Source organism: Actinomadura terrae (assembly GCF_022751215.1).
GTDB lineage: Bacteria > Actinomycetota > Actinomycetes > Streptosporangiales > Streptosporangiaceae > Spirillospora > Spirillospora terrae.
Genome location: NZ_JAICDG010000005.1, coordinates 404,161 through 421,737, shown reverse-complemented (window position 1 = coordinate 421,737; position 17,577 = coordinate 404,161). Strand labels below are relative to the sequence as shown.

The window sequence follows — 17,577 nt, the reverse complement described above, 5'->3', positions numbered from 1 at the left end:
CGCGCGGGAGCGGGGCATCTGTGTAGTTCAGGCGCCGGTAATTCAGGCCCCGGCCGGGCCCGGCTCGGCGGTGCCGCTGCCCGCCTTGGCCGGGGTCTCGTTGGTCTCGGCGGCCTCGTTGGTCTCGGTGGCGCCCTCGGCCGCGTCGTCGAACTCGCGGTCGCGGATCACCGCGTAGGTGGTGATCGCGCCGAGCAGCGCGAGCCCGGCCAGCAGCAGGAATGCGGTGTGCATCGCGGAGGTGAGCCCGTGCGCGGCGGCGTCCAGCGCGTACTGCCGCTGGTCGGACGGGACGGAGTCCAGCGCGCCGTCGATGCGTCCCTGCACGCCCTCGCCCGCGAGGTCGCGCGCGTTCCCCGACAGCGAGGGCGCGCGGTCGTTCAGGTCGCGCAGCGTGAGGCTCGCCAGCAGCGCGGCGGCGCCCGCGATCGCGACCGACTCGCCGGTGATGCGCATCGTGTTGAAGATCCCGGACGCCATGCCCGCGCGCTCGACCGGCGCGACGCTCACCGCCGCGTTGTCCATGACGCCGAACGCGCTGCCGACGCCGACGCCGAACACCAGCAGCGGGCCGGCGAGCCCTGTCCAGGAGGCGTCCGGCTGGAGGGTCATCAGCCAGAGGGAGCCGGCGGCGATCAGCGTCGACGACGCGGCGAGCATCACGCGCAGCGGGATCTTGGCGGCGATCCGCCCCGCCACCAGGGGGACGAGGAAGACCGGCACGGTCAGCGGGAGCAGCAGCGCGCCCGCCTCGGTCGCCGTGTGCCCGCCCGCGCCCTGGAAGTAGGGCGGCAGGTACACCAGCAGCACCACGAACCCGAACGTGATCGTGAACGGCTGGCACACGACGACGATGAACGTCGGTCGGCGGAACAGCGACAGGTCGAACATCGGGTGCTCCACCCGCAGCTCGACCAGCACGAACGCGACCATCAGCGCGACCGCGCCCGCCAGCGAGCCGAGCGTCGCCGGGGTGAGCCAGCCCTGGTCGGGTCCCTCGACGAACATCAGCGCGAGCAGCCCGAGGCTGCCGCTGAACGTCGCGGCGCCGCCCCAGTCGACCCGGGTCGCGACCGGGTTGCGGGACTCGGGGATGAACCGGGCGAGCGCGACCACCACGAGCCCGACGACCACGTTGATGGCGAAGACCGCGCGCCAGCTGCCCGCGCTCACCAGCGCGCCCGCGGTCAGCGGCCCGAGCGCCAGGCCGCAGCCGAACGAGCCGCCGAGCACGCCGAACGCCTGCGCCCGCGCCGGGCCCTGGAACGAGGCGGCCAGGATCGCGGCGCCGCTGGTCAGCACGCCTGCCGCGCCGACGCCCTGGACGGCGCGCGCGATGTCCACGAGCAGCATGCTCGTCGCCACCGTGCACACCAGCGACATGAGGCAGAACAGCGCGAGGCCGGTCAGCAGGACGCGGCGGCGGCCGAAGCGGTCGGCGAGCCCGCCCGCCGCCAGCAGGCAGGCGGCGAACGTGACGCCGTAGGCGTTCTGGACCCACTGGGCCGCGGCGACGCTGGAGCCGAGGTCGGCCGCCATGTCCGACAGGGCGACGGCGGGGCCCGTCACGGTCAGCGGGAGCGTGATGCTCGCGAGCGCGATGGCGGCCAGGGTGGGAACGGTGTGCACCCGTTCCCGCGGGCCCGGCCGCGCAATTTCCGATTCCGTGCCGGCAGTCATGCGGCCAGCTCCCTCCCCTATGAGGACGAAATATCATCAGGTACCGAGCAACTATAAGGTCTCTTACAGTGCGGCGCAAGGTAACGAGAGATGAATGTAGGTCACCGGTTTCCCCATCAACCGAAGGTATGACGGGAGTTGTCATACTCGGGTTGCAGTTTCTCGCGGGCGCTGAATGTAATTCTGTTCTCACCGTGCGAAGTTGTCGGTGGTTATTCGCCTGAGGGCGGCCGGAGTGCGGCTTCGATCCCGTCCGGCAAGGGCCATGAGTGGTGCCCATATGTTCGAGACGCGGTCTTATCATGAATGATAAAGTCGGCGGCGGGATATGGTCGGGGGCGCAAAGAGCCGCACGTGGTGCAGCGTTTCCGGCGTCCCCGGGGCAGAATCTGTGCCCGGTAACCGTCCCGGTGACCGGGCCCGCTCGACGCCATGTTCGCGTCGCGCGGCCGAGACGGCCGTTCGGGAGGACGGGCCGCCGCGGATGGCGTTCAGGGAGAGGAGCGCGATCCGCGGAAAATGGCGCTGGGTCGGCACCGGGTTACTCCGGTGCCGACCCGGCCGTCATCCGGCCCGCTCCCCGGTTACGGGGCCCGGGGGCCGGGCAGATCGTCTTCGGTCAGTAGCGGTCGCCGGTCACCTGGTCGGCGAGCGGGGCGAGGGCCTCCAGGTCGGCGGCGGTCAGCCGCACCTCGGCCGCGCCGAGGTTCTCCTCCAGGTAGGTCAGGCGCTTGGTGCCGGGGATCGGGACGATGTCCTCGCCGAGCGCGAGCACCCAGGCCAGCGCCACCTGCGCGGGCGTCGCGCCGCGCTCGCGGGCGACCTCGTCGACGACGGCGACCACGCGCCGGTTCCGCTCGATCGTCTCGGCCTGGAAGCGCGGGTTGCCGCGCCGCCAGTCGCCCTCCTCCAACTGGTCTGCCGTGGTCAGCACGCCGGTGAGGTAGCCGCGGCCGAGCGGGGAGTAGGCGATGAACGCCGCGTCGTGCTCCCGGCACCACGGGACGACCTTGTCGAGCTGGTCCCGGCTCCACAGCGACAGCTCGCTCTGGACGGTCCCGACCGGGTGGATCGCGTGCGCCGCCGCGAGCTGGTCCACGTTCGCCTCGGACATGCCGATGTGGCGCACCTTGCCCTCGGTGACCAGCTGGGCCATCGCGCCCCAGCTGTCCTCGACCGGGACCGCCGGGTCCACCCGGTGGAGCTGGTAGAGGTCGATCACGTCCACGCCGAGGCGCCGGAGCGAGCCCTCGGCGGCGGCGCGGATGTGGTCCGGGCGACCGCTCGGGACGATCTCCCCGTCCCGCACCACCAGGCCGCACTTGCTGGCCAGCACCACCTCGTCGCGGCGGCCGCGCAGCGCGCGCCCGACCAGCTCCTCGTTGGTGAACGGGCCGTAGACGTCCGCGGTGTCGATGAGCGTGACGCCCTGGTCGATCGCGGTGTTGACGACGCGGACCGACTCCTCGTCGTCGCGCCGGCCGGGGCTGTAGGCGAAGCTCATCCCCATGCATCCGAGGCCGATGGCCCCCACGGTCAGGCCCGTCGATCCGAGAGTCCTCTGCTGCACGGTCTCGTTCATCCCTTCTTGGTGAGCGTCGATCCGCTGAGCGAGATCGATCCTGTCGTGACCGTCCCGTTCGCGGTGACGCCCGTCTTGTCGTTGAGCGTCAGCGTCGATCCGCTGACGGTGTACTTGCCGGAGTAGGCGGCCTTCTGGCCGTTGTAGTCCTCGACGAATGTGCCGTCCTTGTTGAGGACGAGGCGCAGGCTGCCGTCGGCGCTGGCCCAGGTGCCGACCACCCCGGGGGCCGTGCCCTCGGCGGAGGGCGCCGAGGGCACGGCCGACGAGGACACGGCCGCCTGCGGGGCGGCCGACGTGGTCCCGGCAGACGGGGGGGCTGCCTTGGGATCGTCCTCGTCGCTCGAACAGGCCGTGGTGGTCAGCGAGACGGCGAGCAACGCGGCGGCGAGCGCGGCGCCGGGGGAGATGGTCCTGGACACGTCGGTCTCCTTCTCGATGCGGTCCGGGTCGGGGCGGTGGCGCGGCGGGGTGAGGGAGGGCGGGTCAGCCGGTCATCTCCAGGACGCCCTCCATGCCGTCGCTCCGGTGCCCGCCGACCGAGCAGTAGAACGCGTAGCGGCCGGGGGTGAGCCCGGTGACCAGCGCCTGGGTCTCGCCCTTGGTGATCACGCGGGTGCGGCCGGCGACCCGGCCGTCCCGCTCGATCACCATGTCGTGCGGGATGCCCGAGTCGTTGCGGAAGAGCAGCACGATCCGGTCGCCGGACGCGGTGTGCCGGTTGTGGTCGAAGGCGTGCGACCCGTCGCTCCGCGCGGCGAGCCGGAACACCGGTGCGCCCGCCGCGCCGGCCGGTGTCCCGGAGTCGCCCGCCCCCTCGGGGCCGAGGGTGATCGCGCCGCCGGCCGTCCCGTGCGCGTGCGCGCCGGTGCCGTCGGGCGACCCGGCGCAGCTCGCGATGACGACGGCGAGGGCGCACAGCGACGCGCCGATCGCGCCCACGACACTGATCTTGGAATTCATCGCCTGCCTCCCCCTCGGCGCGATGGTGCCCGGTCTTCTCCATCGTGTGGGGAGCGGCGGCGGGTGCCCAGGGTTCTGTCTTTCCTGGGTCCGGGTTACCTAGGTCTGGCGTGACCACCCTTCCGGGAGCGGCGCCGCCGGACCGATTGCTACATTCGATGTCTTATGGCTATCTGGCACCGAATGCCGATAAAGTTCCGGACATCGGGAAGACGGACCGTACGGGGAGGTTTGACCTCTTGAGTTCCGACACGAAACCCACCACTGCCGCGGGCGGCGGTGCCGAACCGGCGGAGGAGCCGGGGGAGGTGCTGATCGTCGGCGCGGGGCCGACCGGGCTGATGGCCGCCTGCGAACTGCTGCGGCGCGGCGTCGGTGTGCGGCTGATCGACCGGGCGCCCGCCCCCTCGCCCTTTCCGAAGGCGCTGCTGCTGTGGCCGCGCAGCCTGGACCTCCTGGAGGATCTCGGCGCGCTCGACGCCGCCCACGAGGCGGGCCTGCTGATCAACGCCTTCGACTACTACTCCGCCGGACGGCCGCTTGCGACGTTCGACTTCCCGCCCGCGCTCGCCCCGCTCTGCCTTCCGCAGAGCGAGACCGAGCGGGTGCTGACCGGCGCCCTGCACGCGCTCGGCGGGACGATCGAGCGCGGCGTGCGGCTGCTCGCCTTCGACGGCCTCGACTACTCGGGCCGCATCGCCGAGGGCGGCTCGGTGACCTCGATCCTCGAACACTCCGGGGACGGGCGGGTCGAGCGCGCCCGGCACCGGTTCGTCATCGGCGCGGACGGCGCGGGCAGCGCCGTCCGGGCGCAGCTCGGCACCGCCTTCACCGGCGCCACCTACGAGACCGCGTTCGCGCTGGTCGACGCGCACATCGAGGGGGAGCTGCCGCCGGACCGCGCGCTGTACTACCAGTCGCCCGCCGGGGCGCTGGTCGTCGTCGCGCTGCCGAAGGGCGTGTACCGGTTCTTCACCAGCCTGCCGCCGGGGCAGCAGGTCAGCGTGCCGCTGCTGCAACGCGTCGTCGACGAGCAGGGACCGCGGGGCGTGCGGCTGGTCGATCCGGTGTGGGAGGCGGTCTTCCGCGTGCACCGGCGGCACGCGACCGACTTCCAGCTCGGCCGCGTGTTCCTCGCGGGCGACGCCGCGCACGTGCACAGCCCGGCGGGCGGGCAGGGGCTCAACACCGGGCTCCAGGACGCGCACAACCTCGCGTGGAAGATCGCGGCGGTGCTGCGTGAAGAGGCTCCGGGGGAGCTGCTCGCGAGCTACGAGCCCGAGCGCAAGGCGGTCGCGCGGCGCGTCGTCCGGGAGACCGACATCCAGACGCGCGGGTGGATGCTCAAGCACCCGCTCCAGGTCGCCGCCCGCGACGCGGCGTTCCGCCTGCTCGACCGGTCGGGGGTGATGGCGCGGCACTACGTCCCGGTGATGGCCGGGCGCCGGCTCGCCTACCCGCAGGCGCGCGAGACCCAGGAGCCCGCCGACCGGACCGGCTGCCGCCTGTCGCGCGGCCGCCTGCCGGGCGGGGGCCTGCGCATCGGGGGAGTGTTCCCGCGCGAGGGCGCGAGCGAGACCGCCCCGGGGTGGACGCTGGTCGCGACCGCGCGCGGCGACGAGACGTGGCGCGGCGCGCTGGAGGAGGCCGTGGCGGGGTGGCCGCAGGTGCGCGTCACCGAGACGCCGGGAGCGCGGGGGTGGGCGTGCGCGCGGCCGTCCTACCACCTCGTCCGGCCGGACGGGCATCTCGCGGCGCACGGCCACGACGGGGACCTCGACCGGCTGAGGGAGGAACTGCGTGCGACGCTCGGAGCGGCGGCCCCGGCCGCGGTCACGTCCGGGGCGACTACCACGGCTGATAGTGGTCAACCCTCGAAATGGAATCAGACACCTTAATAGTATCTGGTCTATGATGGCACAATGAGTGCACTTCCGATCGAGCAGCGGCTCGGCCATCATCTGAAACGGGTCGAGCAGGAGCTCATCGCCGCGAAGACCGTGGCCCTGCGGCCGTTCGGACTGAACGTCCCGCAGTACACGGTGCTTCTCGTCCTCTCCCACGAGCCCGGCCTGTCCGGGGCGGCGCTGGCACGACGTTGCCTGGTCACACCGCAGACGATGTCGTCCGTCCTCGCGACGCTCGAATCACGGAGGCTGGTGGAGCGGACGCCGCACCCGATCCACAGCCACATCCTTGAGGTCCGGTTGACGAGGAAGGCGAGATCGTTGCTGGCCGAGGCGGACGCCGCCGCGGTCACGATCGAGTCGAGGTTGAGCGCGGAGTTCGAGCCCAGGGAGGCGGATCAGCTGATCGAGTACCTAGGCCGCTGCTCGGGCGTGCTGACGGCGGCGGTCGACGCCCCGAAGAAGGCGCGCTGAGCGGTACGAAAGGACAGGTTGTACCGATGAAAAGGCTGTGCGGGATGCCGGGGAGAGGCCGACACCCCGCACAGCGTCTGCGTCGCCCGTTCCGGCGCGGGGGGCACCGCCGGGATCGGTGCCGTTCATCATCATCCCGCCGGTGCATGCTCGAATCATGCTCCTTAGGCGGGATGCTGCCCAGTGTCCTGACGTCCCTAGGACTCTGTTACCTAGGTCTACCAGGCACAGGCACCAGAAGGGGAAAGGGGTGACACTGGAACCATGGACCAGCGAACCGAACTCGGGGAGTTCCTGAGGTCCAGGCGCGCCCGCCTGAGCCCGGAGGACGTCGGGCTGCCGGCCCTCGGCAAACGGCGGGTGCCCGGCCTGCGCAGGGAGGAGCTGGCGCAGCTCGCGGGCGTCAGCGTGGACTACTACGTCCGGCTCGAACAGGGCCGGGCCCGCAACGCCTCGGCCGCCGTGCTCGACGCCGTCGCGCAGGCGCTGCGGCTGAACGAGGACGAGCAGGCCTACCTGCGCAACATCGCCAAGCCCGTGCCGGCGCGGCGGCGGCCGCCCCGGCCGGAGCGGGTGCGGCCGGGGTTGCAGCGGCTGCTCGACATGAGCGTGAACGTCCCCGCGTACGTGGTGGGGCGGCGGGTGGACGTGCTCGCCTGGAACCGGCTCGCGTGCGTGCTGTTCACCGACTTCGCCGCGCGGCCGCCCGCGCTGCGCAACTGGGGCCGCATGATCTTCCTGGAGCAGGAGATCCGCGACCTGTTCGACGACTGGACGGTCAAGGCCCGCGAGACCGTGTCCTACCTGCGCCTGCAAGCGGGCAACCATCCGAACGACCCGGAGCTGGCCGCGCTGGTCGGCGAGCTGTCGGTGAAGAGCGCGGACTTCCGGCACTGGTGGGCGAACCACGACGTGCACGACAAGGCGCACGGCCGCAAGCACCTGCGGCACCCGGTCGCGGGCGACCTCGTGCTCGACTTCGAGACGCTGAAGCTGCCGGGCGACCCCGACCAGGTGCTCGTCACCTACACCGCCGAGGCCGGGACGGCGTCGGCGGAGGCGCTCAACTTCCTGACGAGCTGGAGCGCCGACACCCCCGACCACGCCGCCGAGCGCCCGAGCTGAGTTCAGCCCTCGATCGTGCAGAGCACGGCCCCCGACGTCACGGTCTGGCCGACCTCGGCGGACAGCGACGTCACCGTCCCGGCCTTGTGCGCGGCGAGGGGCTGCTCCATCTTCATGGCCTCCAGCACCAGGACGGTGTCGCCCGCCGCGACGGTCGCGCCGTCCCCCGCGACGATCTTGGCGATCGTGCCCTGCATGGGGGAGACGAGCGCGTCGCCGGACGTCCGGGCGCCGCGCTCCCTCCCGGGCCGCCGCCGCACCGGGGCAGCGGCGTTGAGCGCCGGGACGCCCGGCGCCGGGGCGCCGAACCCGGGCGGGAACACCAGCTCGACGCGCCTGCCGTCGACCTCGACGGTCATCCGCTCCCGCTCGCGCTCACCGGTGTCCGGGTCGGGCGCCGCGTCCGGCTCCCACGGCGGGATCCGGTTGTCGAACTTGGTCTCGATCCACCGGGTGTGGACGGTGAACGGCGCCTCGTCGTCGGACGGGACGAACGCCGGGTCGTCCAGCACCGCCCGGTGGAACGGCAGCACGGTCGGCATGCCCTCGACGGCGAACTCGGCCAGCGCGCGGCGGGCGCGCTCGACCGCCTGGCGGCGGGTGGCGCCGGTGACGACCAGCTTCGCGATCAGTGAGTCGAACACCTGCGGAACGGTCTGCCCGCACGTGTACCCCGAGTCCAGCCGGACGCCCGGCCCCGACGGCGGCTCCCACCGCGCGAGCGTCCCGGCGGCGGGCAGGAATCCCCGGCCCGCGTCCTCGGCGTTGATCCGGAACTCGATCGAGTGGCCGCGCGCCGGCGGGTCGTCGTAGCCGAGCGGCTCCCCGGCCGCGACGCGGAACATCTCCCGGACGAGGTCGAGGCCCGCGACCTCCTCGGTCACCGGGTGCTCGACCTGCAACCGGGTGTTGACCTCCAGGAACGAGATCGTGCCGTCCTGCGCCACGAGGAACTCGCAGGTCCCGACGCCCACATACCCGGCCGCGCGCAGCAGCGCCTTCGACGATTCGCGCAGCAGCGCGTCCTGCTCGGCGGTGAGGAACGGCGCGGGGGCCTCCTCGACGAGCTTCTGGTGGCGGCGTTGCAGCGAGCAGTCGCGGGTGGACGCGACGACCACGTTGCCGTGCGCGTCCGCCACGCACTGCGTCTCGACGTGGCGCGGCCGGTCGAGGTAGCGCTCGACGAAGCAGTCGCCGCGGCCGAACGCGGCGACGGCCTCACGGACGGCCGACTCGTACAGCTCGGCGACCTCGTCCATCGTCCGCGCGACCTTCAGACCGCGCCCGCCGCCGCCGTAGGCCGCCTTGATCGCGACCGGCAGCCCGTGCGCGCGGGCGAACGCCTCGACCTCCCCGGCGCCGGACACCGGCCCGTCCGTCCCCGCGACCAGCGGCGCGCCGACCTCCTGCGCGAGGCGGCGCGCCCTGACCTTGTCGCCGAGCGCGTTGATCGCTTCCGGGGGCGGGCCGATCCACGTCAGCCCCGAGTCCTGGACCGCCCGCGCGAAGCAGGCGTTCTCGGCCAGGAACCCGTAGCCGGGATGGACGGCGTCCGCGCCCGCCCGCTTCGCCGCTTCGAGGACCCCGCCGATGTCCAGGTAGGAGTCCGCCGCGGTCGCGCCGCCCAGCGCGTACGCCTCGTCGGCGACCTGGACGTGCAGCGCGTCCAGGTCGGGCTCGGCGTAGACGGCCACACTGGTCAGCCCGGCGTCGCGGCAGGCGCGGGCGATGCGGACCGCGATCTCGCCGCGGTTGGCGATCAGTATCCTGCGCACGGCATCTCCTCTCGGCGAAGGCTTCCTCAGACGGGGTTGAGCACCATGAAGTGGGTGATGCCAAGCCGCAGCAGGACGAACCGGATATGGGCCGGGATGTCGTGCTGCCGCTTGTCGACGATCACCTGCGGGTCGGCGAGCTTCACCCGCCGCCCGCTCGTGCGCAGCTCGCAGCCGCCCGCGGCGAGGACGTTGCGCGCCCAGTCGCAGTCGGGCCCGTACGGCATCGGCAGCACGTAGACGCCGCCGCGCCGGAACACCTTGACCGGGATGCGGTAGAGCCGTCCGGACCTGCGGCCGGTGTGGAACAGCGCGCCGAACCCGGGCATGCGCGCCATCGGACGGCCGATGACGCGGTTGGCGACGATCTTGTTGAATCTCGCGAGCCGTCGTTGGATCGACATGGGGGGATACCTCTCATCAGTCCGGGGGTACGGGGCGTTGTCCAGGCGCCGGGGTCAGCGGATGCCCTGGGCGAAGCGGAACACGCCGTGCGGGTCGTAGGCGTGCTTGATCCGGCGCAGCCGCGGGTGGTTCTCGGCGTAGTAGGCGCGCTGCCAGCCGGGCAGGGCCGGGTCGATGAAGTTCTGGTAGGACTCGCGGCCGGAGTAGGGGTCGATCGCCTGGAATCCGGCGTCCACCCAGGCGCGGGCGGCGGCGCGTCCCTCGTCGGTGGGCCGGAACACGGGCGCCACGTACTGGATGTTGAAGAGGCTGTCGCGGTGGACGTAGGCCGTGTCGGTCCGTCCCGGGGCGTTCGCGGCGCCGCCGAGCGCGAGCACCTCCATCTGGTGGCGCTGCCCGGGGACGCGCGCGGTGTCGAACACGGCGAGCGCCTCGTCCCAGGCGGCGCGCGGGACGGGCCCCTCGAACAGGCGGCTGCGGGCCAGGCCGAACGGCGTGCGCGGCAGCCGGGCGTCCGGCCGGCTGCCGACGCGGCGGCACTGGTCGGTGGTGTAGCTCGCGCAGCCGTAGACGTTCATCATCAGGTCTCGGTACGGCAGCACGTCCACGCGGGTCGACAGCGGGGCCTTGCCGACGAGCGACAGCATCCGGTTCACCTCGGCGGTGAGCCGCTCGGGGCCGTCCGTGCCGACGAACTGCTGCGCCACGACCGGTGGGGTGCCGGGCGCCGCGTCCGGCAGGAACACGAGGACGATGCCGCCGATCGAGTGCGGCGCGTCCACCAGCCAGCGGGTGTAGCCGTCGAGCAGGTCGGCGGCGTCGTCGAAGCGCCACGCGAGGGCGGCCGCCGCGACCGTCTCGACCTCCGCGGTGGTCGCGGTGTAGGAGGTGACCACGCCGAAGTTGCCGCCACCGCCGCCGCGCAGCGCCCAGAACAGATCGGGATGCCGCCGCCGGGACGCGGTGACGGCGCGCCCGTCGGCGAGCACGACCTCGGCCGAGGTCAGCGCGTCGCAGGCCATGCCGAGCCGCCGGGTCAGGAAGCCGACCCCGCCGCCCTGGACGAACCCGCCCGCCGCGACCGTCGCGTGCGCGCCGCCGACGACCGCCCGCCCGTGCGGGGCGAGCCCGGTGAGCAGGTCGATGTTCTGCGCGCCCGCGCCGAACCGGACCGTGCCGTCCCCCGGGGCGACGGCGTCGAGCCGCGAGACGTCCACGATCAGGCCCTGGGACGTGGAGTACCCGCCGAGGCTGTGGCCGCCGCTGCGCGGGGTCGGCACGACGCCGTGGTCCTGCGCGAAGCGCAGGCACAGCGACACGTCGACCGGGCTCGCGCAGTAGGCGACCGCCTCCGGGCGCGCCGCGTCGAACTGCCCGAGGTCGAGCTGTTTGGCCTGCTCGTAGGCCGCGTCGCCGGGCCGGACGAGGGTACCGCGCAACCGGGAGGCGAGCGCGTCCCACGGCGTGGTCCGCGCCCGGGCCGGGCTCGGTGAGCCCACCACGAGGGGCGACGCGAGGGCGCCCGCTCCGGCGCCGAGGAAGGTTCTGCGACTGACCGTCATGGTCTCACCCGTCCAGGATGGGGTGGATGCCGAGCAGCTGCTCCTCCAGGACCCCCATGGAGCCCCGGAAGAAGACCAGCGGCTCCGCGCCGTGGCGGGAGCCGCCGAGTTCGGCGACCTCCCCGAGATAGATGGTGTGGTCGCCGCCGTCGTACTCGTTCACCACCCGGCAGGCGAGGAACGCCAGCGCCTCGCCGAGCACCGGCACGCCGGTCTCGGTGGTGTGGTGGACGGCCGACGCCAGCGCGTCGGGATCGCGGCCGGCGAACGCCCACGCGAGGCGCTCCTGCCGGCCGGCGAGGAAGTTCACGCCGAACCGGCGCGAGCGCGCCAGCGCGGGCGTGAGCCGCGAATCCTTGTGCAGGCAGAACAGGACGAGCGGGGGATCGAGGGAGACCGAGGTGAAGGAGTTGACCGTGGTGCCGGTCGGCTTCCCCTGCTCCTCGGTGGTGATGACGGTGACGCCGGTGACGAACAGCCCGCAGACGTTCCGCAGGGTCTTCGGGTCGATCACGGACACATCAACCTCCATGGACGGAAACGATCCCCGGCCCGGACGTGCCGGACCGAGGATCGTTAGGGCGGAGCGGGCGGACTACCAGCGGCTGACCTTGCGGTAGCGGGGCACCCAGACGCGCCGGTAGATCAGGCGCGCGGGCGGGGGCAGCATGCTCAGCACCCGCTTGACCTCGCCGTCGGTCGCGCCCTCGGTGACCCACGGCATGAACTCCGGCGCGCCCGACATCGACGCCCGCGTGATGCCCGAGACGATCTTCTTCCACTCCTTCTCGGGGATCGCCTCGACGATCATCGGGATCGCGTCCTGCTCCTCGTGGGTGAGGTGGTGGCTGACCTTGGTGTTCAGCTCGTCCAGCACGCCGGGCAGGTCGGCGGTGTCGTGGTGGTCGAAGGCGTAGTCGACCGAGCGCAGCAGCGGGTCGATGATCGCGTGCTCGGCGTCCATGTCGTCCAGGACGGACATCGCCGCGTCGCTGCCCGCCATGTTCCGCCGCAGGCTCGGCCAGAGGAACCTGTCCTCGTGCGAGTGGTGCTGCTCCAGCTGGTTCTTGAAGACGGCCCACCCGTTGAGGATCGACCTGCGGTGCGCCGGATCGCGAAAGTTGGCGACCGTGGCCACGCGCGCCATCTTGGCCAGGTCGCGCCGGAAGGCCGCGTGGGAGGCGTTGAGCGCGATGAGCCGCTCGTTGTCGACGTACCGGGAACTGACGCTGTGAGTGGTCATGTCCTCTCCCCAGGTGAGGATGTCGCGGGTGGGTGGGCGATGATGCCGTGGCGGGCCGCGAGCTCGCGCATCCGCGGCCACTCGGGCGGCGCCGCGCCCGACATCAGGTCGGAGAGCTCCTCGAAGAAGTCTTCGATGCCCCCCGGGGTGGTGACGCAGAGGATCTTGCTGGTCGTCGTCCCGCTGTTGCGGAACGCGTGCGGGATCGCGCGCGGGCAGAACAGCACCGTGCCCGGGCGCAGGACGAACTCCTCGTCGCCCAGCCGGACGGTGATCTGGCCTTCGAGGACGAAGAACGTCTCGTCCATGTGCTCGTGCGTGTGGACGATCGACCCCTCGTTCGCCGGGAGGCTGACCTCGTAGAGGGAGAACCGCCCGGCGGTCTCGGTGCCGCGCAGCAGGAACCGCGCGGCCTCCTGCCCGCCCCAGCGGACGGGGGTGACGTCGTCCAGGTGCAGTGGTCTGGTCATCATTCGATGTCCGCCAGGGTCGAGTCGTAGGTCGCGCGGCGCGGCAGCGTGAACATCCCGAGGAAGCAGATGACCAGCGCGCCGATCAGGTACCAGAGCCCCATCGAGAACGAGCTGGAGAAGTCCTTGGCGTTGGCCTCCGTGCCGTTGTCGGTGAGAATCTTGGCGACCTGCCGGGCGGCCTGCGGGTTCGGCGCGCCCATGACCGGCCGCCGGCAGCTTTCCGGCGTGGCGCTCGGGTCGGTGGCGTTCGCCCGGTCGGTCACGCAGGTGCGGAAGCCCTGGATCAGGTCGTCCTGGTTGCGCCCGGTGATCTGGACGGCCGCCAGGTCGGCCCGCAGCCTCGGCTCGACCTTGTCGACGCTGCCGTCCGCCTCCTGGGCGATCAGGTGGAACATGAGCACGCCGACGAGCGCGATGCCGAGCGCCGCGCCGAGCTGCTGGGTGGTGTTGAACAGGCCGGACGCCGACCCGGCGTCCCGGGTCGGGACCCCGGACAGGACGATGTCGGTGATCGGCGCGACCACGAGGCCGAAGCCGAAGCCCGACACCACGAGCGGGGCCACCATCTCCCAGGAGGTGATGTCGGTGCCGAAGTGGTGGATCGCCCAGATGTAGCCGCCGAACCCGGCCGCGTTGAGCAGCGCCCCGGCCATGACGACCTTGCGCCCGAACTTGGGCGTGAGGACCTGGATGGAGATGCCCGCGGCGGGCGCGGCGCCCAGCGCGAACGAGACCGCGGTCAGGCCGGCGTGCAGTGCCGTCCAGCCGAGGCCGAACTGCATGTAGAGCGTCCAGACGAAGAAGAACGCGCCGAGCGCGACCTGGAACAGCAGCCAGACCAGCAGGCCGCCGTCGAAGGCGCGGGCCTTGAACAGGCGCAGCACCACCAGCGGGGAGCCGACCGTCGCGGTGCGGCGCCGCTCGTAGACGACGAACACCGCGAGCACGGGGATCGCGCTGAGCATCATCAGGTAGCCCCACAGCGGCCAGCCGTTGGCGCGGCCCTCGGTCAGCGGGTAGATGACCAGCAGCACCGCCGCCGTGACCAGCACGACGCCGAGCAGGTCGAGCTTCGCGGCCGTGGGGGACCTGGACTCGCGCAGCACCCGCCATGCCAGGATCGAAACGATCAGCCCGACCGGAATGTTCACGAGGAAGATGGGACGCCATTGCAGGTCCCACAGGTTCGCCTCCACCAGGACGCCGCCGAGGATCGGCCCGGCCACCGCGGCGGAGCCGATGATGCCCCCGAACAGCCCGAACACCTTGCCGCGCTCCTCGGGCGGGAACGTGACGTGGATGATGGCGAGGATCTGCGGGACCATCAGCGCCGCCATGGCGCCCTGGAGGAACCGCGAGCCGATCAGCACCGCCGGCGTCGGCGCGATACCGCACAGGGCGGACGCGACCGTGAAGCCGAGGACGCCGATCAGGAACACGCGTTTGCGGCCGACGATGTCGCCGAGCCGGCCGCCGGTGATGAGGACCGAGGCGAAGGCCAGCAGGTAGGCCGACACCATCCATTCGATCGAGGCGTACTGGGCGTCGAGGTCGCGCTGGATGCTGGGGATCGCCACGTTGACGATCGTGGCGTCCAGCAGGTCCATGAATCCGGCGACCAGTACGAGCGAGAGGCCGAGCCACCGCCGGGGGTCCAGGTCCTCCCAGTCGGCGGGAGGGCCCGGCGGGTCGGGCCGGCTGTGCACGTCCTGGACCACGAGGAGCCTCCAGTTACCTTAGTTGAGGGGCTCATCCGAGCCCTTAATCGATAAGCTACTGAACTATATAGATGCTAAGGAAACCGGTTTTGAGGTGTCAAGGATGACGACGGACCCGCACGGGGACATCCGCCGGCTGATGGCCGCCACCCAGGAGGTCGCACTCGCGGCGGTGGCGCTCAACTCCGCGGGCGCGGCCCTCATGGGCATGAGCCCGAGCGACTCGTTCTGCCTGTGGCACGTCACCGAGGCCGGCCAGGACGAGCCGGTCACCTCCGGCCGGCTCGCCGAGCTGACCGGGCTGACGACCGGCGCGATCACCGGGGTCGTCGACCGGCTGGAGGCGGCCGGGTTCGTCCGCCGCGAGCGCGACCCGAGGGACCGCCGCCGGCAGCTGATCCGGCCCGTCCCGGAGAAGATCGCCGAGCTGTACCGGCTGTTCGAGCCGCTCGACGAGACCTACGAGGGCCTCCGGCTGGCCCTCGGCCCCGCCGAGCGCGACGTCATCCTCGACTACCTGCGGACGGTCTCCGGCATCATGCGCGCCCACGTCACCGTGCTCCGCGAGGCGCACAAGCGCTCGAAGGCCCCGGCCCGCCCCCGCCGGAACGGATCAGCCGAACGGACCGGCTGACCGGACCGGCTGACCGGACCGGCTGAACGGGCGGGGCCCGCCGGTCGCCTAGGCCGCGACCAGGTCGGCGGGACGCTCCTGGAGCCGCCGCAGGGACTCGCCCCGCGGCAGCAGCGGACCCGCCAGCGCGGTCGTGGCCAGCGCCATCAGCACCATCATCGTGAACATCTGGCCGTCCAGGACGCCGAGCCCGACGGCCGCGTTGAGGATGATCAGCTCGGTCAGCCCGCGGGTGTTCATCAGCAGCCCGAGCGTCCCGGTCTCCCGCCAGCTCATCCCCGCCAGCCGCGCGGGCGCGGCGGCCCCCACGATCTTGCCGGTGCACGCCACCAGGACGATCAGCGCGAGCTCCAGGTACTGCGCGCCGTGCAGCCCGCCGATGTCGACGCCGAGGCCGGTGACGATGAAGAACACCGGCAGCAGGATCAGGCTGAGGTGCTCCAGCGGCCGCCGGACGTGCTCGACCAGCGGCTCCACCGGCTCGCGCGGCGTGACGAACCCGAACAGGAACGCCCCGAAGATGGCGTGGATGCCGATCCAGGTCGTCGCCCAGGCCGACAGCATCGCCCCCGCGCACAGCACCGCGAGCAGCGGCCGCCACTGCGCGGCCCCGGCGAGCCGTGCCACCAGCCTGCCGAGCAGCGGCCGGACGGCCAGGAACATCAGCGCGAGGTAGATCGCGGAGCGCAGCGCGATCGTGCCGAGCTCCGTCGGGTCGCCGTCCGAGGTGACCAGCGCCGACACGTAGGCGAGCATGCACCAGGCGAGCACGTCGTCGACGGCGGCGCTGGCCATCGCCAGCGTTCCGATCCGCGTCCCGGCCATCCGGTGGTCGCTGAGGATGCGGGCCAGTACCGGGAAGGCGGTGACCGACATCGCGGCGCCGAGGAACACCGAGAACGCGAGCGCGGAGACGTGGTGCCCGTCCACCGTGTCGTGCCGCGGGTACAGCACCGCGGCGGCGGCCACGCCGAGCCCGAAGGCCAGCGCGACCGACATCAGCGAGACGCCCGCCGCCGCGGTGAGGTGCCTGCGGATGAGCCGCTTCTCGAACTCCCACCCGACGGAGAACATGAACAGGATCACGCCGATCTGCGCGACCGCCGACAGCAGCGGCCGCACGTCCCGGGGGAAGAGTTCTCCGGTCGGATTACCCGGGAATTGGCCGAGGAGACTCGGGCCGAGCACGATGCCGGCCGTGATCTCGCCGATGACGAGCGGCTGGCGGACGGTTTTCGCGATCCGGCCGAACAGGGCCCCGGTGAGCAGGACCACCGCCACCCCGGCGAACATGACCGCGATCCTGGTGTCGGCCGGCGGAGCCATGGAATCGAGCATCGGAGGCCTTCCTCACCAGCGGGCGGTCCGGGCGTAGTCGGGTCTCCACTCCTGGCGGTAGACCGCCCGGAACGGCGGGGGCACGATCGTCTCGATGCGCTCCAGCTCCTCGCCCGTCGCCCCGTCGGCCAGCCACGGCAGGTACTCGGCGACGAAGGCGAGGTCGGCCGAGGCCCGGATCGCGTCCATGACATCGTCCCATTCGGCGTCGCTGAGGGCCATGGCGATCAGCGGCAGCGCGTCCCGCTCCTCGTGGGCGAGGTGGGCCGACAGCGCCTCGTGCAGCTCGCGGACGGCGGCCTCGGCCGCCGCCCGCCCGGGCCGCCCCGTCCCGCCGCCGGCGCCGCGCTGACCAGGCGGTTCGAGGACGTCGTCGACGGCCTTCAGCAGCACGTCGAGCCGGGCGTGCTCGGCGTCCATCTCGGCCAGCACCGACAGCGCGTTCTCGCTGCCGGCGAGCCGCTCGCGCAGGCGCGGCCAGATGTGGTCGTCCTCGCCCTCGTGGTGTTTGCGCATCTGGGTCTTGAACGTGCGCCAGCCCGCCAGCAGCGCGGCGCGGCGGCGGGGGTCGTCGAGGTCGGCGTGCCCGGCGGTGGTGGCCAGCCGGTCCAGGTCGCGGCGGAAGGCCGCGTGCGCGGCGTTCATCGCCAGCAGACGGTCGGGCGCTTTCATGTCTCTCCCTTGGTTTGGGGTGTAGG

17 protein-coding genes are annotated in these 17,577 nt (G+C 72.3%); 4 read left to right on the top strand and 13 right to left on the bottom strand.

Going from position 1 to position 17,577, the window contains the following annotated elements; all coding sequences use genetic code 11:
• Positions 1-42: 42 nt before the first annotated feature.
• The 4 genes from K2F47_RS30925 to K2F47_RS30910 all read right to left on the bottom strand — a co-directional run bounded on the left by K2F47_RS30925 (position 43) and on the right by K2F47_RS30910 (position 4,225).
• A complete protein-coding gene (locus K2F47_RS30925; RefSeq protein ID WP_242909414.1) occupies positions 43-1,680 on the bottom strand; it encodes an MFS transporter in 1,638 nt (545 codons plus the stop codon).
• 619 nt (positions 1,681-2,299) lie between these two features.
• A complete protein-coding gene (locus tag K2F47_RS30920; RefSeq protein ID WP_242909413.1) occupies positions 2,300-3,262 on the bottom strand; it encodes an aldo/keto reductase in 963 nt (320 codons plus the stop codon).
• Positions 3,259-3,684 (bottom strand): Atu4866 domain-containing protein, encoded by a 426-nt coding sequence (locus K2F47_RS30915; RefSeq protein ID WP_242909412.1) that lies wholly within the window; start codon positions 3,682-3,684, stop codon positions 3,259-3,261. Before K2F47_RS30915 ends, K2F47_RS30920 begins: the two co-directional genes overlap by 4 nt.
• 64 nt (positions 3,685-3,748) lie before the next feature.
• Positions 3,749-4,225 (bottom strand): cupredoxin domain-containing protein, encoded by a 477-nt coding sequence (locus K2F47_RS30910; RefSeq protein ID WP_242909411.1) that lies wholly within the window; start codon positions 4,223-4,225, stop codon positions 3,749-3,751.
• A gap of 239 nt (positions 4,226-4,464) precedes the next feature.
• Between K2F47_RS30910 and K2F47_RS30905 the strand changes: the two genes are divergently transcribed.
• From K2F47_RS30905 to K2F47_RS30895, 3 genes are all read left to right on the top strand, one after another.
• The gene (locus K2F47_RS30905; RefSeq protein WP_242909410.1) at positions 4,465-6,123 is read left to right on the top strand and encodes an FAD-dependent monooxygenase; all 1,659 of its coding nucleotides are present in this window, start codon (positions 4,465-4,467) and stop codon (positions 6,121-6,123) included.
• Positions 6,124-6,147: 24 nt separating this feature from the next.
• Positions 6,148-6,606: a MarR family winged helix-turn-helix transcriptional regulator gene (locus K2F47_RS30900; protein WP_242909409.1), complete on the top strand. Its 459-nt coding sequence runs from the start codon at positions 6,148-6,150 to the stop codon at positions 6,604-6,606.
• Positions 6,607-6,870: 264 nt separating this feature from the next.
• A complete protein-coding gene (locus tag K2F47_RS30895) occupies positions 6,871-7,731 on the top strand; it encodes a helix-turn-helix domain-containing protein (protein ID WP_242909408.1) in 861 nt (286 codons plus the stop codon).
• A 2-nt stretch (positions 7,732-7,733) separates the two neighbouring features.
• On the opposite strand, the gene K2F47_RS30890 is transcribed toward K2F47_RS30895, so the two are convergent.
• From K2F47_RS30890 to K2F47_RS30860, 7 genes are all read right to left on the bottom strand, one after another.
• Entirely contained in the window at positions 7,734-9,506 is a 1,773-nt protein-coding gene (locus K2F47_RS30890; protein WP_242909407.1) for an acetyl/propionyl/methylcrotonyl-CoA carboxylase subunit alpha, read from the bottom strand.
• A gap of 26 nt (positions 9,507-9,532) precedes the next feature.
• On the bottom strand, positions 9,533-9,910 hold the full coding sequence (locus K2F47_RS30885) for a PNPOx family protein (RefSeq protein WP_242909406.1): 378 nt from the start codon (positions 9,908-9,910) through the stop codon (positions 9,533-9,535).
• Between the two features lie 54 nt (positions 9,911-9,964).
• Complete coding sequence (locus K2F47_RS30880) at positions 9,965-11,473, bottom strand: FAD-binding oxidoreductase (protein WP_242909405.1); 1,509 nt, start codon at positions 11,471-11,473, stop codon at positions 9,965-9,967.
• A gap of 4 nt (positions 11,474-11,477) precedes the next feature.
• Positions 11,478-12,005, bottom strand: coding sequence for a flavin reductase family protein (locus K2F47_RS30875; RefSeq protein WP_242909404.1), 528 nt, complete (start codon positions 12,003-12,005; stop codon positions 11,478-11,480).
• Between the two features lie 63 nt (positions 12,006-12,068).
• On the bottom strand, positions 12,069-12,716 hold the full coding sequence (locus K2F47_RS30870; protein ID WP_242909403.1) for a hemerythrin domain-containing protein: 648 nt from the start codon (positions 12,714-12,716) through the stop codon (positions 12,069-12,071).
• The gene (locus K2F47_RS30865) at positions 12,713-13,189 is read right to left on the bottom strand and encodes a cupin domain-containing protein (RefSeq protein ID WP_242909402.1); all 477 of its coding nucleotides are present in this window, start codon (positions 13,187-13,189) and stop codon (positions 12,713-12,715) included. Before K2F47_RS30865 ends, K2F47_RS30870 begins: the two co-directional genes overlap by 4 nt.
• Positions 13,186-14,907: an MFS transporter gene (locus tag K2F47_RS30860; RefSeq protein WP_242909401.1), complete on the bottom strand. Its 1,722-nt coding sequence runs from the start codon at positions 14,905-14,907 to the stop codon at positions 13,186-13,188. The genes K2F47_RS30865 and K2F47_RS30860 overlap by 4 nt, the downstream gene beginning before the upstream one ends.
• Positions 14,908-15,010: 103 nt before the next feature.
• On the opposite strand from K2F47_RS30860, the gene K2F47_RS30855 reads away from it, so the two are divergent.
• Positions 15,011-15,541: a MarR family winged helix-turn-helix transcriptional regulator gene (locus tag K2F47_RS30855; RefSeq protein WP_242909400.1), complete on the top strand. Its 531-nt coding sequence runs from the start codon at positions 15,011-15,013 to the stop codon at positions 15,539-15,541.
• A gap of 48 nt (positions 15,542-15,589) precedes the next feature.
• Here the strand turns inward: K2F47_RS30855 and K2F47_RS30850 are convergent, their stop codons facing one another.
• Positions 15,590-16,879 (bottom strand): cation:proton antiporter domain-containing protein, encoded by a 1,290-nt coding sequence (locus K2F47_RS30850; RefSeq protein WP_242909399.1) that lies wholly within the window; start codon positions 16,877-16,879, stop codon positions 15,590-15,592.
• Between the two features lie 12 nt (positions 16,880-16,891).
• The gene (locus tag K2F47_RS30845) at positions 16,892-17,551 is read right to left on the bottom strand and encodes a hemerythrin domain-containing protein (RefSeq protein WP_242909398.1); all 660 of its coding nucleotides are present in this window, start codon (positions 17,549-17,551) and stop codon (positions 16,892-16,894) included.
• Positions 17,552-17,577: the final 26 nt, after the last annotated feature.

What these genes read in the sequence shown, in the direction of transcription:
- K2F47_RS30925 (WP_242909414.1), bottom strand. Translation starts at nt 1,680, where the DNA reads ATGACTGCCGGCACGGAATCGGAAATTGCGCGGCCGGGCCCGCGGGAA.
- K2F47_RS30920 (WP_242909413.1), bottom strand. Translation starts at nt 3,262, where the DNA reads ATGAACGAGACCGTGCAGCAGAGGACTCTCGGATCGACGGGCCTGACC.
- K2F47_RS30910 (WP_242909411.1), bottom strand. Translation starts at nt 4,225, where the DNA reads ATGAATTCCAAGATCAGTGTCGTGGGCGCGATCGGCGCGTCGCTGTGC.
- K2F47_RS30900 (WP_242909409.1), top strand. Translation starts at nt 6,148, where the DNA reads ATGAGTGCACTTCCGATCGAGCAGCGGCTCGGCCATCATCTGAAACGG.
- K2F47_RS30895 (WP_242909408.1), top strand. Translation starts at nt 6,871, where the DNA reads ATGGACCAGCGAACCGAACTCGGGGAGTTCCTGAGGTCCAGGCGCGCC.
- K2F47_RS30885 (WP_242909406.1), bottom strand. Translation starts at nt 9,910, where the DNA reads ATGTCGATCCAACGACGGCTCGCGAGATTCAACAAGATCGTCGCCAAC.
- K2F47_RS30880 (WP_242909405.1), bottom strand. Translation starts at nt 11,473, where the DNA reads ATGACGGTCAGTCGCAGAACCTTCCTCGGCGCCGGAGCGGGCGCCCTC.
- K2F47_RS30875 (WP_242909404.1), bottom strand. Translation starts at nt 12,005, where the DNA reads ATGGAGGTTGATGTGTCCGTGATCGACCCGAAGACCCTGCGGAACGTC.
- K2F47_RS30870 (WP_242909403.1), bottom strand. Translation starts at nt 12,716, where the DNA reads ATGACCACTCACAGCGTCAGTTCCCGGTACGTCGACAACGAGCGGCTC.
- K2F47_RS30865 (WP_242909402.1), bottom strand. Translation starts at nt 13,189, where the DNA reads ATGATGACCAGACCACTGCACCTGGACGACGTCACCCCCGTCCGCTGG.
- K2F47_RS30855 (WP_242909400.1), top strand. Translation starts at nt 15,011, where the DNA reads ATGACGACGGACCCGCACGGGGACATCCGCCGGCTGATGGCCGCCACC.
- K2F47_RS30850 (WP_242909399.1), bottom strand. Translation starts at nt 16,879, where the DNA reads ATGCTCGATTCCATGGCTCCGCCGGCCGACACCAGGATCGCGGTCATG.
- K2F47_RS30845 (WP_242909398.1), bottom strand. Translation starts at nt 17,551, where the DNA reads ATGAAAGCGCCCGACCGTCTGCTGGCGATGAACGCCGCGCACGCGGCC.